This window comes from Pseudomonas sp. (genome assembly GCF_030696055.1).
Lineage (GTDB): Bacteria > Pseudomonadota > Gammaproteobacteria > Pseudomonadales > Pseudomonadaceae > Aquipseudomonas.
Window position 1 is genome coordinate 1 of record NZ_JAUYNP010000161.1, and the last position, 15,552, is coordinate 15,552.

At 63.3% G+C, this 15,552-nt stretch carries 15 protein-coding genes and 1 pseudogene; 8 read left to right on the forward strand and 8 right to left on the reverse strand.

The genetic code is table 11. From position 1 onward, the window contains the following. From Q8Q83_RS09620 to Q8Q83_RS09650, 7 genes are all read right to left on the reverse strand, one after another. On the reverse strand, positions 1 to 197 hold a 197-nt coding region (locus Q8Q83_RS09620), incomplete at its 3' end, for a rhodanese-like domain-containing protein (protein ID WP_305623213.1). Beyond that, positions 194 to 1,015 (reverse strand): symmetrical bis(5'-nucleosyl)-tetraphosphatase, encoded by an 822-nt coding sequence (locus Q8Q83_RS09625; RefSeq protein WP_305623215.1) that lies wholly within the window; start codon positions 1,013 to 1,015, stop codon positions 194 to 196. The genes Q8Q83_RS09620 and Q8Q83_RS09625, both read right to left, overlap by 4 nt. Further along, the gene (gene apaG, locus Q8Q83_RS09630) at positions 1,015 to 1,395 is read right to left on the reverse strand and encodes a Co2+/Mg2+ efflux protein ApaG (RefSeq protein WP_305623216.1); all 381 of its coding nucleotides are present in this window, start codon (positions 1,393 to 1,395) and stop codon (positions 1,015 to 1,017) included. Before apaG ends, Q8Q83_RS09625 begins: the two co-directional genes overlap by 1 nt. A 41-nt stretch (positions 1,396 to 1,436) precedes the next feature. Further along, complete coding sequence (gene rsmA, locus Q8Q83_RS09635; protein WP_305623218.1) at positions 1,437 to 2,240, reverse strand: 16S rRNA (adenine(1518)-N(6)/adenine(1519)-N(6))-dimethyltransferase RsmA; 804 nt, start codon at positions 2,238 to 2,240, stop codon at positions 1,437 to 1,439. A gap of 157 nt (positions 2,241 to 2,397) precedes the next feature. Then, entirely contained in the window at positions 2,398 to 3,390 is a 993-nt protein-coding gene (gene pdxA / locus Q8Q83_RS09640; RefSeq protein WP_305623220.1) for a 4-hydroxythreonine-4-phosphate dehydrogenase PdxA, read from the reverse strand. A 168-nt stretch (positions 3,391 to 3,558) separates the two neighbouring features. Then, entirely contained in the window at positions 3,559 to 4,851 is a 1,293-nt protein-coding gene (locus Q8Q83_RS09645) for a peptidylprolyl isomerase (protein ID WP_305623222.1), read from the reverse strand. After that, on the reverse strand, positions 4,832 to 7,603 hold the full coding sequence (locus tag Q8Q83_RS09650) for an LPS-assembly protein LptD (protein WP_305623224.1): 2,772 nt from the start codon (positions 7,601 to 7,603) through the stop codon (positions 4,832 to 4,834). The genes Q8Q83_RS09645 and Q8Q83_RS09650 overlap by 20 nt, the downstream gene beginning before the upstream one ends. A gap of 126 nt (positions 7,604 to 7,729) precedes the next feature. On the opposite strand from Q8Q83_RS09650, the gene Q8Q83_RS09655 reads away from it, so the two are divergent. The 3 genes from Q8Q83_RS09655 to Q8Q83_RS09665 are packed head-to-tail and all read left to right on the forward strand — an operon-like array spanning position 7,730 to position 10,186. Next, positions 7,730 to 8,755, forward strand: coding sequence for an aminoglycoside phosphotransferase family protein (locus Q8Q83_RS09655; protein ID WP_305623225.1), 1,026 nt, complete (start codon positions 7,730 to 7,732; stop codon positions 8,753 to 8,755). Further along, complete coding sequence (gene murU / locus Q8Q83_RS09660; RefSeq protein WP_305623226.1) at positions 8,752 to 9,423, forward strand: N-acetylmuramate alpha-1-phosphate uridylyltransferase MurU; 672 nt, start codon at positions 8,752 to 8,754, stop codon at positions 9,421 to 9,423. The genes Q8Q83_RS09655 and murU overlap by 4 nt, the downstream gene beginning before the upstream one ends. A gap of 1 nt (position 9,424) precedes the next feature. Next, positions 9,425 to 10,186: a TerB family tellurite resistance protein gene (locus tag Q8Q83_RS09665; RefSeq protein WP_305623227.1), complete on the forward strand. Its 762-nt coding sequence runs from the start codon at positions 9,425 to 9,427 to the stop codon at positions 10,184 to 10,186. Positions 10,187 to 10,191: 5 nt separating this feature from the next. Here Q8Q83_RS09665 and Q8Q83_RS09670 read toward each other — a convergent pair whose 3' ends face one another. Then, positions 10,192 to 11,208 (reverse strand): alpha/beta hydrolase family protein, encoded by a 1,017-nt coding sequence (locus Q8Q83_RS09670; RefSeq protein WP_305623229.1) that lies wholly within the window; start codon positions 11,206 to 11,208, stop codon positions 10,192 to 10,194. 136 nt (positions 11,209 to 11,344) lie between these two features. Here Q8Q83_RS09670 and rpe point away from each other — a divergent pair, with 136 nt between their 5' ends. From rpe to trpD, 5 genes and pseudogenes are all read left to right on the forward strand, one after another. After that, positions 11,345 to 12,019 carry a ribulose-phosphate 3-epimerase gene (gene rpe, locus Q8Q83_RS09675; protein ID WP_305623231.1) on the forward strand — a complete coding sequence of 225 codons (675 nt, stop codon included), beginning with the start codon at positions 11,345 to 11,347 and terminating at the stop codon, positions 12,017 to 12,019. Beyond that, positions 12,016 to 12,910, forward strand: a pseudogene (locus tag Q8Q83_RS09680) (phosphoglycolate phosphatase). The gene rpe and the pseudogene Q8Q83_RS09680 overlap by 4 nt, the downstream one beginning before the upstream one ends. Positions 12,911 to 12,978: 68 nt before the next feature. After that, positions 12,979 to 14,472 (forward strand): anthranilate synthase component I, encoded by a 1,494-nt coding sequence (trpE, locus tag Q8Q83_RS09685; protein WP_305623232.1) that lies wholly within the window; start codon positions 12,979 to 12,981, stop codon positions 14,470 to 14,472. A gap of 11 nt (positions 14,473 to 14,483) precedes the next feature. Beyond that, on the forward strand, positions 14,484 to 15,080 hold the full coding sequence (locus Q8Q83_RS09690) for an aminodeoxychorismate/anthranilate synthase component II (protein ID WP_305623234.1): 597 nt from the start codon (positions 14,484 to 14,486) through the stop codon (positions 15,078 to 15,080). After that, positions 15,077 to 15,552: anthranilate phosphoribosyltransferase (trpD, locus tag Q8Q83_RS09695; protein ID WP_305623236.1), on the forward strand; the 476-nt coding region annotated here is incomplete at its 3' end. The genes Q8Q83_RS09690 and trpD, both read left to right, overlap by 4 nt.

Consider the following 15,552-nt stretch of genomic DNA (forward strand, 5'->3'; position numbering starts at 1 on the left):
TGGTAGCAGGTGACTATCAGCGGCGCGTCGAGATCGGCCTGGCTGATAAAGGTGTGCAGCGAATGGTTGTCCAGGTGCAGGGCGCCGCTGATATGGCCGGCGGCAAAGCTCTGCGGGTCGCGGATGTCGACCACCACGGCGCCTTGCTGGCGCAGCGCCTGGGCTTGTTCTGGGGGGATGCGTTTGAATTCGCTCATGCGGGCTCCTTACAGTCGCAGCGCTGTTGTTCGCCGCTGTCGATATTTAGCAGGGTCATCTGGCCGCCCCAGACGCAGCCTGTGTCGATGGCAAGCAGCCCCGGCTCCTGGCATTGTCCCTCGAGAGCGGCCCAGTGGCCGAAGATAATTTTCTGTCCGCGGGTCTTGCGTTGCTTGTGGCTAAACCAGGGGGCAAAGCCTGACGGTGCACTGCCCACGCCTTCCTTGCTCTTCAGGTCGAGGGTACCGTCGGCTTTGCAGAAGCGCATGCGGGTGAGGTAGTTGGTGATCACCCGTAGGCGGGTTACGCCGTGCAGATCACTGTCCCACTTGGTCGGTTCGTTGCCGTACATGCCATCGAGAAACAAGGGGAAGCGGGCATCGTCGTGTAGCGCTTCCTCGACCTCGGCGGCGAGCTTGAGCGCCTTCTTCAGCGACCATTGCGGCGGGATGCCGGCATGCACCAGGACGACATCCCGTTCGGCGTCGAAGTGCAGCAGCTTTTGCCGGCGCAGCCAGTCGAGCAGCTCGGCGCGATCCGGCGCGTCGAGGATCTCCTGCAGGGTGTCGGCCTTTTTCAGGCGCTCGATATTCTGCGCCACGGCGAGCAGATGCAGGTCGTGATTGCCCAGCACGCAGGTCACGGCCTCGCGCATGCCGTAGAGAAAGCGCAGGGTCGCCAGCGATTCGGGGCCGCGGTTGACCAGGTCGCCGACCAGCCACAGGTGGTCGCGCGTAGGGTCGAAGGCGACTCGTTCGAGCAGGCATTGCAGGGGTTTCAGGCAACCTTGCAGGTCACCCACGGCATAGGTCGCCATCAGTGCAGCGAGCCCGGCACCGCCAGGCGGAAGGGCGCGATCAGGGCATCGAAGCGCTTGCCATCTTCGGCGAGCATTTGATAGCTGCCCTGCATTGTGCCGACGCGGCTGCTCATGACGGTGCCGCTGCTGTAGGAGTAGCGGTGCCCTGGGGTTATCAAGGGCTGCTGGCCGATTACGCCGGCGCCGCGCACTTCCTGCACGCGGCCGTCACCATTGGTGATGATCCAGTGGCGCGAGAGCAATTTGGCCGGCACTTGCCCGTTGTTGTTGATGGTTACCGTGTAACTGAAGGCAAAGCGATTTTCTTCCGGCTGCGACTGCTCCGGCAGGTAGTGGGTGACGACGCTGACATCAATTTGGTAACGGGGATCGCTCATGCACGGGAACTCGGTAAGCTGAAACAACAGTCTAGCGGTTATCAGTCGAGGCTAGGCTGCTCGGCCAGTTTGTCGGCCAGGCGTACAAAGGCGGCCAGGTCGAGCTGTTCGGGGCGCAGGCTGCCATCGACGGCCGCCGCTTCAATGGCCGCTGCGGGCAGCAGGGCCTTGAGCGTATTGCGCAGGGTCTTGCGGCGCTGATTGAAGGCTTCGCGCACCACCCGTTCGAGCAGGCGATGATCCTTGGCCGGATGCGGCAGCACTTCGTGGGGCACCAGGCGGACTATGGCCGAGTCGACTTTCGGTGGTGGATTGAAGGCGCCCGGGCCGACGTTGAACAGGTGTTCGACCCGGCAGTGGTACTGCACCATGATCGACAAACGCCCCCAATCGCCGCCACCCGGCTCGGCGGCCAGGCGCTCGACCACTTCCTTCTGCAGCATAAAGTGCATATCGCGAATCAGCGCGGCGTTGCTCAGCAGGTGGAAGATCAGCGGCGTGGAGATGTTGTACGGCAGATTCCCCACCACCCGCAGGCTGTGGGGCGCGGCCTGCAGCTGGTTGAAGTCGAATTTCAGCGCATCGCCCTGGTTCAGGCGAAAGCGCGGGTTGTCGCCGAACTGGCCCTGCAGGATGGGGATCAGGTCGCGGTCCAACTCGATCACATCGAGCTGGGCGCCGCTGTTCAGCAAACCTTCGGTAAGCGCACCCTGGCCTGGGCCGATTTCCAGCATATGCTCGCCTTCGCGGGCATGGATGGCGCGCAGAATGCGGTGGATCACCCCGGCGTCATGCAGGAAATTCTGGCCAAAGCGCTTGCGCGCGCGGTGTTGGTATTCGGACATCTGGGCGGCTCCAAGCTTCAAGCCGCAAGCTTAAAGCGAAAACAAAGAGCGGCAGTTTAACAGCATTGGCGGTGCAAGACCGTAGGCTGGCTTTCGCGCGGCAAACCCCGGCACCCTTAGTGTCGATTTGCTGGGTTTCGGCTCTGCTCTAGCCAGCCTAGGCCTGACTGGCCGCCATGGCGTAGGCGGTTTGCAGGGCGACCTGCAGGCTGCCGCAGTCGATCTTGCCGCTGCCGGCCAAGTCCAGCGCGGTGCCGTGATCGACCGAGGTGCGGATGATCGGCAGGCCCAGGGTGATATTGACCGCCGCGCCAAAACCCTTGTACTTGAGCACCGGCAGGCCCTGGTCGTGGTACATGGCCAGCACGGCATCGCAGTGTTCCAGGTACTTGGGGGTGAACAGGGTGTCGGCGGGCAATGGACCAAGCAGGTCCATGCCTTCGCGCCGCAGCAGCTCCAGGGTCGGCTCGATAATCTCTATCTCCTCGCGTCCCAGATGACCGCCTTCGCCGGCATGGGGGTTGAGGCCGCAGACCAGGATGCGTGGCCGGGCGATGCCGAATTTGCGGCGCAGATCGTGATCGAGGATGCGCGTCACCCGCGTCAGGCGTTCGGCGCTGATGGCGGCGGCGACGTCCTTGAGCGGCAGGTGCGTGGTCACCAGGGCTACGCGCAGGCCGTGGGTGGCCAGCATCATCACTACTTGCTCGGTCTGGGTCAGCTCGGCGAGAAATTCGGTGTGGCCGGAGAAGGTGATGCCGGCCTCGTTGATTACACCTTTATGCACCGGGGCGGTGATCATTCCGGCGAAGTGCCCGTCGAGACAGCCTTGGCCGGCGCGGGTCAAGGTTTCCAGTACATAGGCGGCATTGGCTGTATTCAGTTGGCCGGCGACCACCGGGGCGCCCAGCGGCGTATCCCATACATACAGGCTGCCGGCTTGCGCCGCTTGGCTCGGCCAGGCGCCGGGGCCGACCTCGAGCAGCCGAATGCTCAGGCCCAGTTGCTGCGCGCGCTCAGCCAGCAGGGCGCTGCTGGCGATGGCGATAAGCGGCTGCGGTTGCGCCTCGCGCGCCAGCAGCAGGCACAGGTCTGGGCCAATCCCGGCTGGCTCGCCAGGGGTCAGTGCGAAAAGACGGGGAGCGGTCATCGGCTGGCTCTCGGTGGTTATGCGCCAACTCTGTTGGGGCGGTAGTGGTTAGTAAAGGGGCGCGCTGCGTACTGGCGAAAAAAAGCCCGGCTCTGCGTGTCGCACAGGGCCGGGCTGGGTGTTGCTGTGGCTGTCGACGCGAACGTCGGCGGCCTTGGGCTCGGCCCGTTAGAGCTTGCTCTCGACGTAGGCCTCGTCGCGGATCTGGCGCAGCCAGGCTTGCAGTTCTTCGTCGTACTTGCGATTGCGCAGCACGGTCAGCGCTTGCTGCTTGCGGAAGTCTTCGCTGCTGTCGGTGGCGCGACGGCCCATGACTTCCAGCACGTGCCAGCCATAAGGGCTCTTGAAGGGTTGGGACAACTCGCCGGCTGGCGTGTTGTTCATCACTTCACGGAACTCTGGCACCAGGACGTTCGGGTCGATCCAGCTGAGTACGCCGCCGTTAAGCGCCGAGCCCGGGTCTTCGGAGAAGCTCTTCGCCAGTTCGGCGAAGTCTTCCCCGGCCTGGATGCGCTGGTACAGACGCTCGACCAGGCGTTGGGTTTCGGCTTCGCTGCGAATTTCGCTGGGCTTGATCAGGATATGCCGGACATTGACTTCATCACGCACCTGGCTGTCGCCGCCGCGTTTCTCCAGCAGCTTGAGCATGATAAAGCCGCCCGGGGTGCGCAGCGGCTCGGTGACTTCGCCAACCGACAGGGCGCTGAGCATGGAGTCGAAGGGGGGCGGCAGCTGGCCTGCTTTACGCCAGCCCATTTCGCCGCCTTCCAGCGCGGTTTCACTAGCCGAGCGGGCGATGGCCAGTTGGGCAAAATCGGCACCCTGCTGCAGCTGCTGATACAGCTCCTGGGCCTGGCGGTCGGCGGCCTGGATATCTTCAGGCGCAGCGCCTTCAGTCACCGGAATCAGGATATTGGCCAGGCGGAACTCTTCCGACAGCTGCATCTTGCCCAGGTCAGAGGCGAGGAAATTCTGCACTTCCTGGTCGGTGACCTGAATGCGCTCGGCCACCCGACGCTGGCGCACGCGGCTGATGATCATCTCGCGGCGCACCTGATCGCGGGCGTCGACATAGGACAGGCCATCGGCCGCCAGGGCGGCGCGGAACTGCTCAATGCTCATGCCGTTGCGCTGGGCAATGGTGCCTATGGCCTGATTCAGCTCTTCATCGGTGATGCGAATGCCGGAGCGTTCGCCGATTTGCAGCTGAATATTCTCGATGATCAGGCGTTCCAGCACCTGTTGATTGAGCACATGCTCGGGCGGCAGGGCCGCGCCGCGCTGGGCGATGGTTTGCTGCACCTCGCGCAGGCGGGCGTCGAGCTGGCTCTGCATCACCACGTCATTATCGACAATTGCCACAACGCGGTTGAGCGGTTGTACTTCGGCTTGCGCCGCAGCACCCAGAAACAGCGCGCCCAACAGCAGGGGGCGCACGCAATCAGAAAGCTTGGTCTTCACGTTCACGATAACCTTGAATGCCTTGGTCGAGGAAAGTCTCAACTTTATTACCCACTACACCACCCAGACCCTTGAGCACGATCTGCAGGAAGATCCCACGATCCGGCTCGTCGTTAAGCGACGGGTTCAAGCTGACTTCGTCGTAGTCGATCCAGTAACGGTTGATCAGGCGCAGTTTCCAGCAGCAGCTGTCGTACTCGAAGCCGGCGAAGGCTTCCAGGGTGCGGTTGCGGCCGTAGTCGTACTGCCAGCGAGAAATCGCACTCCACTGCGGCACTATCGGCCAAATCACCGAGAAGTCGTGCTGGCTGATCTTGTAGTAATCCTTGATAAAGTTCGGGCTGCCCGGCACGCCATAGTCGCCACCGCCCACTACCCAGTTACCGCTGGCCTGGTCGTAGCGCACGCTGTCGTTGCGGTAGCGATAGCCGGCGTTGACCACCTTGTTCGGGTTGTCTTCCGGCTGGTAATGGAACATCGCGCTACCCGAGCGGGTGCTGTGGGTATCCGGGTCCCAGTTGAAGTCCGAGCTCAGGCGCCAGTCGCGGTTAAAGCGATACATATATTGCAGCGCGTAAGGGGACTGCGATGCTTGCGAGTCCGCGCGGGTGCGATAGTCGATTCCAGGCATCTGCACCTTGCGGTCTTCAAAGTAGAAGGCCTGACCGATGCTGAAACTCTGCCGCTCGAAGCCGTTCGGCTCGATCCAGCGATTGGTCACGCCCAGCGACAGTTTGTTTTCATCGCCGATACGATCCTTGCCGGAGAAGCGATTCTCACGCCATAGCGAGGAGTAGCTAAAGCTGCTTTCGCCAGTGTCGAAGACTGGAATATCGGTCTGGTCTTCCTCGGGCACATAGAGGTAGAACAGGCGCGGTTCCAGGGTCTGCCGATAGTTTTTGCCGAACCACTGGCTATCACGATCGAAATACAGACCGCTGTCCAGGCTAAACATGCCTAGGCCACGGCTTTGGCTGCTCTTGTAGCGTTGCTCGGCGAGCAAGGTATTTTTGCCTTGTTGATCCAGATCCAGATCGTAATTGGTCTGCAGGTATTTGATCTTGGGCGTGACAAAGCCCCAGCTCCAGTTAAGCGGCAGGCTGACTGCTGGCTCCAGATGTACGCGCTCGGCGTTGGCGCGGGCCAGGCCGCGCAGGCGTGTGTCATACCACGGCTGCTCGGCTATACCGTCTTCGTTGATAAAGTTGCCGTTGCGCAGATCACGATCGAAACGCACATATTCAGTGCCGTACGTGAAGTTCAGGCCGGCTGGCTCGAAGGGCAGCTTGCCGTTCAGAGTCAGCTGCGGCAGGCGGTTATAGGGCGTGACGTCGGTGATATTGGCCAGTTCATAAGCGTGTGCATTGAGGCGCGCTATATAGCTGTCGCCGCGGTAGGTCAGGGTGCCGCGCTGGTCGACATAGCTGGTGGAGCTAATGCCCAGGTCGCTGTCCAGGTCCTGGAAGTAGTAAGGGTCGCTGATGTCGGTGTAATCGACTTCGGCGAGCAAACGCGAGTCCAGGCCGGTCTTGTGCTGCCAGCTGTACATCCAGCGTTGATCTTCGTACTCCGACTGCAGCTTGCGATCGTCGTTGCTGTCGTCAAGGTAGGCCGCACCCACCTGGCCTTCGCTGCTTTTGCTGAGGTAGCGGAACTCGCTTTCCATCAACAAGCCGCGATCGCTCATATAGGTTGGGTAGAGCGTGGCATCGTAGTTCGGTGCCAGGTTGAAGTAATAAGGCGTTTGCAGGGTCAGGCCGTTGTCGCTTGAGCTGCTGAGGCTCGGCGGCAGGAAGCCGGACTGGCGACGATCATCGATCGGGAAATAGATGTAGGGGGTGTAGAACACCGGAATGTTCTTCACCCGCAGGGTCACGTTGGTCGCGGTGCCGAAACCTGTGGCCGGGTTCAGGGTGATGTTCTTGCCTTTTAGGTGCCAGGCGTTGCTGCCCGGTTCGCAGCTGGTGTAGGTGCCGTCTTTCAGGCGGATGATGGCGCTTTCTTCGCGCTTGGCGTAGAGCGCGCTGCCGCGGGTATGGCTCTTATGCAGCACATATTCGGCGTTATCGACCTTGGCTTCGCCGTTGTCCAGTTGCAGCTCGGCGCGGTCGCCGACCACCAGCATGCCCTGATCGCGCAGACGCACATTGCCGACCAGTTCACCGCGGTTTTCCGCTTGGCGCAGGTTGGCTTCGTCAGCCTCGACCTGCATGCCGGCCTGGCGCAGCACTACATCGCCAGCCAGGGTCGCGACCTGTTGCTCCTGCTCGTAGCGCGAGGCTTTGGCCGATACGAACAGCGGCGCTTCATTCATCGGCGTCTGATCGTTCATGCCTGGACGAGTCGGTTCGACGTAAGCGCCCGCGCAGTACGGGCCGGTTTCGGCCAGCTGGGCGGCGCTGAGGTTTTCTCGCGGTACCCAGTCAAGGTGGCTATAGTCGGCACTGCGCGAGCTAAGGCCTTTACCGCGACTCTCGGTCACCAAGGTCGCTTGCGCGGCTTGTTTCTGAGTTTGCGCCGGCTGGCTCGCGTCAGCCGCCGAGCTGGCGACAGCGTCGCGCGCTACTGGGCGTGCCGGTAGGGCGGCTGCACTGGCTTTAGGGGCGCAAGCCCAACCGCCGGAGGCGGAAACCTGGCAATCGTACTGCTCGGCAGCGACAGCGTATTGAACGGCTACAGGCTGAAGAGCCAGAAGGCCGCCAGTGACAAGTAGAGGGAATTTTTTACGAAACGCGGGGTATTTTACTGCCATCTTATTTTTTCCGGGCTTCCTGCGCGCCATTGGCCCTGAGGCCGCACGCCTCTCGATGGGCTTGAAAAGATGCTGGATAATAAAGCATGACCCGCGCAACGGCTAGCGCCGTCGGAGACCCTTGTAATGCCTAATGAAGATGCACGCCTGAAACTCCTGGAAAACTGGCTGGATCAACAGCTGCCTGCCTTGTTTGCTGAGCGGGGTTGGGGCGCTGTGCCCGCCGCTACGCTGACCTCTGCCAGTAGTGACGCCAGTTTTCGCCGCTATTTCCGCTGGCAGGGCGCAGGGCGCAGCCTGATCGTGATGGATGCGCCGCCGCCGCAAGAAAACTGCGCGCCCTTCGTCGCTATCGCCGGCTTGCTGGCCGAGGCCGCGATCAATGTGCCGCAGATTCTCGCCGCCGACTTGGAGCGCGGCTTCCTGTTGCTCAATGACCTGGGGCGGCAGACCTACCTGGATGTGATCAATCCGGACAATGCCGAGCGGTTGTTCGCCGATGCGCTGCAGGCGCTCCTGGCCTTTCAGCAATTGCCGATGGACAGGACCCTGCCCAGCTACGACGACGCGCTGCTGCGCCGTGAGCTGCAGCTGTTTCCCGAGTGGTATGTGCAGCGCCACCTGGGTATCGAGTTTAACCAGAAGCAACAGGGGGCTTGGCAGCGTGTCAGCCAATTGCTGATCGACAGCGCCCTGGCGCAGCCCAAGGTGCTGGTGCATCGGGACTATATGCCGCGCAACCTGATGCTCAGCGAACCTAATCCGGGCGTGCTGGATTTTCAGGATGCGGTCTACGGGCCGGTGACCTATGACGTGACCTGCCTGTTCAAGGATGCCTTTCTCAGCTGGCCGGAGGAGCGGGTGCGCGCCTGGCTGGAAGATTATTGGCGGCAGGCGCGGGCAGTTGGTATTCCGGTACAGGCTGAGCTGGCGGACTTCTTGCGCGCCAGCGACCTGATGGGCGTGCAGCGGCACCTCAAGGTGATAGGCATTTTTACACGCATTTGCCACCGCGATGGCAAGCCCAAGTACCTGGGCGATGTGCCGCGCTTCTTCGCCTATATAGAGGCCGTGCTGTCCCGCCGTCCGGAGTTGGCCGAGTTGGCCGAGTTGTTGGCCGAGCTGCGCCAACCCGCCCAGGTGCCTGCATGAAGGCGATGATTCTGGCTGCCGGCAAGGGCGAGCGCCTGCGCCCGCTGACCCTGCATACGCCTAAGCCCTTGGTGCAGGCGGCCGGTGTGCCGCTGATCGAGTATCACGTGCGCGCCCTGGCGGCGGCAGGTTTTCGCGAGTTGGTGATCAACCATGCCTGGCTGGGGCGGCAGATCGAGGACTATCTGGGCGACGGTGCGCGCTTCGGCCTGAGCATCCTCTACTCGGCCGAAGGTGAGCCCCTGGAAACCGGTGGCGGGATTTTCCAGGCGCTGCCGCTGCTGGGGGATCAGCCGTTTCTGCTGGTCAATGGCGATATCTTTACCGACTACCCCTTCGCCGAATTGCGCCGCCCGCTAGCCGGTCTGGGCCATCTGGTGCTGGTGGATAACCCGGGGCATCACGAGGTCGGTGATTTTTGTCTACACGAAGGCCTGGTGCGGGATGGCCAAACCGGGCAGGCCAGTCTGACCTATAGCGGTATCGCCGTGCTCTCGCCCGCGTTGTTTGCGGGCTGCCAGGCGGGTGCGTTTAAGCTGGCGCCGCTGTTGCGCCAGGCCATGGCGAGCGGGCAGGTCAGTGGCGAACGCTTCGCCGGCTGTTGGGTGGATGTCGGCACCCATGAGCGCTTGGCCGAAGTCGAACGACTGCTGGCGGCGAGGCGCTGAGATGCTCTGGCCGGTGACCGTACTGGGCGCTGTGGCTGGCTTGGCGCTGGCCAGTATTCCGGGGGCCATGCTCGGCGGTTTGCTCGGCCAGGTGCTGGATCGCCGCTTGCGCCTGAGCAGTTGGGCCTCCCTGCGCGAACGCCTCGGTGGTAGAGCCGCGCCGCGTGATGACGAGTTGCTGTTTATCCTCCTCGGGCGCCTGGCCAAGTGCGATGGTCGGGTGTTGCAGGTGCATATCCAGCAGACGCGTTCGGAAATGCAGCGCCTGGGCCTGGATGCGGAGGCGCAGCGTCGGGCTATCGACGCCTTCGCCCGCGGCAAGACCGGCCGCGATAGCTTGCGCACGCCGTTGCGTCGTCAGCGTGCGCACAGCGAAGCCTTGTTGCGCGCCTGTTGGCGCATGGCCTGGGTCGATGGTCGGGTGAGTCAGGGCGAGCGTGAGTTGATTCTGCTGTGGGGCAAATGGCTGGGGGTGCCGGCGGTTAGTCAGGAATTGCTGAGTAATGCCTATGCGCCCAAGCAGGGGCCGCTCACCTCGACGGCCAGCAGTGGCTACCAGCATGCGCTGGGATTGTTGGGGGTGGCGGGCGATGCCGAACCGGCGCACATCAAACAGGCTTATCGGCGCCTGCTAAGCCGTCATCACCCCGACAAGCTGACCGGCAGCGGGGCAACCCCTGAGCGGGTGCGCGAAGCCACCGAGCGCACCCGTGAGCTGCATCAGGCCTATGACCTGGTGCGCCAGTACCGCGGCTTTCGCTAGCGGCTTTACTGCGCTTGCAGCTTCAGGGTCAGCCAGCCGCGGATGCGCCGGTACAGCTGTTCCTGTTCCGCCTCGCGGTTGCCCGGCAAGGCCTTCATGGCGACCTGGATATACGCCGGATGCTTCTGCCGTTTACTGGCTTGCGAGCGCTGCAGGGCCGCCCGGCGATCGGCCGGCAGGTCCTTGTAGTAGAAGTCGCCGGTGGCCAGCTGCAGTGCTGGAATCAGCTCATCCAGGGGCGGCGTGTAGCCGGCCGGCAAGGTCGGCGCGACCAGCAGCAGGTTGTGAATGCTGGCGGGTTTGCGCTCGGCCAGATAGCGCGCGGCCCAGTAGGCACCACTGCCATGGCCGAGCAGCACTATGGTCTTGGCCTGTTGCTGTTCGGCAAAGGCGATGGCCGACCCGATACGGGCCAGCACGCGTTCGGCATGGGCTTTCTGTAGCTCCTCCGGGGTTGCTGCCGGGGCTGGAGCCGGGGTTGTAGCAGCGTCGGCGGCGGCCTGCGGCTCGGCGGCGGACGCGGGCTGCGCTGCGGTTTCTGCTGGTTTCTCTTCTGCGCTGGCCTCGGCGGTATCGACGCTGACGGGGGCAGGTTCCGCTGCTATTTCGGTGCTGCGCGCAGGCGGTGCGTCGCCGCTCGGGTCCGGCAGGCTCAGGCTCAGGCTATGCCAGCCGGCATCGGGTAGTTTGCGCCGCAGCGGTCCGACACTCAGCGCGCTATCGGCGTTGCCATCGTCCCCCGGGATTAGAATCACCGCGCCGCTGGGCTCGCCGACATTGGCGGGTAGCCAGAGGGCGAGAAAGCTCGCGTCGGCGGCTTTCAGTTGCTGCTGTTCCTTCTGCTCCAGTTGCCGTTCGAGCGCCTGGGCGTCGACTTCGCTGCGCTCCGGCAGGGCGGCGCGCACGTCCTCGGCCGGTGCTGCGGGCGTCTCAGGGGCTGCGGCAGGGGTCTCTTCCTCGGCATGCAAAGGGGCGGCGAGCAGCAGCAGGCTGAGGGCGAGGGCGGTATGGCGCGAAAGCATGAGGTTCTCCAGCGAACAACGGGGTATCAGCAGCCTAGCCGTTTCGTCATGGCTTTGTCAGGTGTCGACTGGCGCGCCAGGCCTTGGATGGGGCTGGTACAATGCGCGCCTTCCGTGAATGTCTCCGAGGTGCGCCATGCAACCCTTCGCCATCGCCCCGTCGATCCTCTCCGCCGATTTCGCCCGCCTGGGTGAGGAAGTGGACAAGGTGCTCGCCGCGGGTGCCGACATCGTTCACTTCGATGTGATGGACAACCACTATGTGCCCAACCTGACCATCGGCCCCATGGTCTGCGCGGCGCTGCGCAAATACGGCATCACCGCACCCATAGATGCGCACCTGATGGTCAAGCCGGTGGACCGCATCATCGGCGACTTTATCGAAGCCGGCGCGACCTATATCACCTTCCATCCTGAGGCCAGTGAGCATATCGATCGCTCCCTGCAGCTGATCCGCGACGGCGGTTGCAAGGCCGGCCTGGTGTTCAACCCGGCCACCCCGCTGGAGGTGCTCAAGCACGTGCTGGACAAGGTCGACATGATCCTGCTGATGAGCGTCAACCCGGGCTTCGGCGGGCAGAAGTTTATCCCCCATACCCTGGAGAAGTTGAAAGAGGCGCGCGCCCTGATCGACGCCAGCGGCCGGCAGATTCGCCTGGAAATCGACGGTGGGGTGAATGTGCAGAATATCCGCGAGATCGCCGCCGCCGGTGCCGACACCTTTGTCGCCGGCTCGGCCATCTTCAACCAGCCCGACTATAAAACTGTGATCGACGCCATGCACGCCGAGCTGGCCCAGGTGCGTGGGTGAGCATGCTGCACGAGCTATTCCAGGGCGAGTTACCACGTCTGGTGATGTTCGACCTGGACGGCACCCTGGTGGATTCGGTGCCGGACCTGGCTGCCGCCATCGACAATATGCTGATGCTGCTGGGGCGGCCCGCTGCCGGTAGCGAGCGGGTGCGCGACTGGGTCGGCAATGGTGCGCGGGTGCTGGTGCGCCGCGCCCTGGCCGGCGACCTGCAGCACGGGCAGGTCGAGGACGGGCTCGCCGCCCAGGCGCTCGAGCTGTTTATGCTGGCCTACGCCGAGAGCCATGCGCTGACCCAGGTGTATCCAGGCGTGCGGAAAACCCTCAAGTGGCTGCGTGAGCAGCAGGTCGAGATGGCGCTTGTCACCAACAAGCCCGAACGCTTTATTGCTCCCTTGCTGGATAAGACGGAGCTGGGTGGTTTCTTTCGCTGGATAGTCGGCGGCGACACCTTGCCCCAGCAGAAGCCCGACCCCGCCGCGCTGCTGCATGTACTGCGACTGGCCCGGGTCGACAGCTCCCAGGCGCTGTTTGTCGGCGATTCGCGCAATGATGTGCTGGCCGCCAAGGCGGCGGGGGTGGCCTGCGTGGCGCTGAGCTATGGCTATAACCATGGCCGGCCGATTGCCGAGGAAAACCCCATGCGGGTGCTGGATAACTTGCGTGAGCTATTGCCGGCTAGCGCGCAGCTGACCATTGCGGATGTTTGAGTGGCGCCGTGCCCAGCGTTACTGGGCATGCCGGGTTGATTCGCTTTCTGCCCTGCGCTAGTGTGGCCGAACTTTACTCCCGCCTATAGAGAGCTCCGTGGTGGTTACCTGCACGCGCTGGTCCGCAAGAACCGGTATGAAAATCATCAAGGCCCTGGCCCGTTGGCGCTGGCGCCTCTGACCTGATCTTGGCTTTTTATAAAGCCCGCTTGCACACGACCGTTTTAACCTCAAGCCACGAGGCTGATCATGACCCGCGAAGAATTCCTGCGTTTAGCCGCTGCCGGCTATAACCGCATTCCTGTTGCCTGCGAAACCCTGGTGGACTTCGACACTCCGCTGTCGATCTATCTGAAACTGGCCGATCAGGCCAATACCTACCTGCTGGAGTCCGTGCAGGGCGGCGAGAAGTGGGGCCGTTACTCCATCATCGGCCTGGCTGCGCGCACCGTGCTGCGCGCCTATGAGCATGAGGTGCGGGTCAGCGTCGATGGCGTCGAAGTCGAGCGCCATCAGTGCGAAGACCCGCTGGCCTTCGTCGAGCAGTTCAAGGAGCGCTACCGGGTGCCGACCCTGGCGGGCCTGCCGCGGTTCAATGGCGGCCTGGTCGGTTACTTCGGTTACGACAGCGTGCGTTATGTCGAGCCCAAGTTGGCCAAGGGCGTCAATCCCGATGCGCTGGGTACCCCGGATATCCTGCTGATGGTCTCCGATGCCGTGGTGGTGTTCGATAACCTGGCCGGCAAGATGCACGCCATAGTCCTGGTCGATCCGGCCGAGGACGCTGCGCTTGAACAGGGTCAGGCGCGTCTGCAGGAAATCCTGCACAAGCTGCGCCAGCCCATTACCCCGCGCCTGGGGGTGGACCTGGCCGCGCCCTCCGGGGCCGAGCCGGACTTCGTCTCCAGTTTCAAGCGTGACGATTACGAAAACGCGGTCAGGGCGATCAAGGAATATATCCTGGCCGGCGACTGCATGCAGGTGGTGATCTCCCAGCGCATGTCGATTCCGTTCCAGGCGGCGCCCATCGACCTGTATCGGGCGCTGCGCTGTATCAACCCGACTCCTTATATGTACTTCTTCAACTTCGGCGACTTCCATGTAGTCGGCAGTTCGCCGGAAGTGCTGGTGCGCCTGGAGGATGGCCTGGTCACTGTGCGCCCCATCGCCGGTACACGTCCGCGCGGGGCCACCGAGGAGGCCGATCTGGCCCTGGAAGAGGATCTGCTGTCGGATGCCAAGGAGCTCGCCGAGCACCTGATGCTGATCGACCTGGGCCGCAACGATGTGGGCCGGGTTGCCAGCACCGGTAGCGTCAAGCTCACCGAGAAGATGGTGATAGAGCGCTACTCCAATGTGATGCATATAGTCTCCAACGTCACCGGCCAGCTCAAGGAAGGCCTGACCGCCATGGACGCCCTGCGCGCCATTCTGCCGGCCGGCACCCTGTCCGGTGCGCCGAAGATCCGCGCCATGGAAATCATCGACGAGCTGGAACCGGTCAAGCGTGGCGTCTACGGTGGCGCGGTGGGCTACCTGGCCTGGAACGGCAATATGGACACCGCCATCGCCATCCGCACCGCGGTGATCAAGGACGGCGAACTGCATGTGCAGGCCGGTGCCGGCATAGTCGCCGACTCGGTGCCGGCCCTGGAGTGGGAGGAGACGCTGAACAAGCGTCGCGCCATGTTCCGCGCCGTGGCCCTGGCCGAACAAACCGTCCCCGACCAGACCCAGCGCTGAGGAGTTCCGCCATGCTTTTGATGATCGATAACTACGACTCCTTTACCTACAACGTGGTGCAGTACCTGGGTGAGCTGGGTGCCGACGTGCAGGTCATCCGTAACGATGAATTGAGCATCGCCGAGATCGAGGCGCTGAATCCCGAGCGCATCGTGGTGTCGCCCGGCCCCTGCACACCGACCGAGGCCGGGGTGTCCATCGAGGCCATTCGGCATTTTGCCGGCAAGCTGCCGATCCTCGGCGTCTGCCTGGGCCACCAGAGCATCGGCCAGGCCTATGGCGGCGATGTGGTGCGCGCGCGCCAGGTGATGCACGGCAAGACCAGCCCGGTATTCCATAACGACCTGGGCGTATTTGCCGGTCTGAACAACCCCCTGACCGTAACCCGCTACCATTCACTGGTGGTCAAGCATGAAACCCTGCCGGACTGTCTGGAAGTCACCGCCTGGACCCAGCATGCGGACGGCTCGCTCGACGAGATCATGGGCCTGCGGCACAAGACCCTGCATATCGAAGGCGTGCAGTTCCACCCGGAATCCATCCTCACCGAACAGGGCCACGAGCTGTTTGCCAACTTCCTCAAGCAACAAGGAGGCCTGCGCCGATGAATATCAAGGAAGCCCTTAACCGAGTCGTCAGTCAGCTCGACCTGTCCACCGCAGAAATGCAGGACGTGATGCGCGAGATCATGACCGGCCAATGCACCGACGCGCAGATCGGCGCCTTCCTCATGGGCCTGCGCATGAAGAGCGAGAGCATCGACGAGATAGTCGGTGCCGTGCAGCTGATGCGCGAGCTGGCCGCCCCGGTGCGGATCGAGGCCGCGCGCCTGGTCGACACCTGCGGCACCGGCGGCGATGGCATGAATATCTTCAACGTCTCCACCGCGGCGGCCTTCGTGGTCGCCGCCGCCGGTGGCCAGGTGGCCAAGCACGGCAACCGCGCGGTGTCCGGCAAGAGCGGCAGCGCCGATCTGCTGGAGGCCGCCGGGGTCTACCTGAACCTGACCCCCGAGCAGGTGGCGCGCTGTGTGGAGAGTGTCGGCGTCGGCTTTATGTTCGCCCCGGCCCACCATGGCGC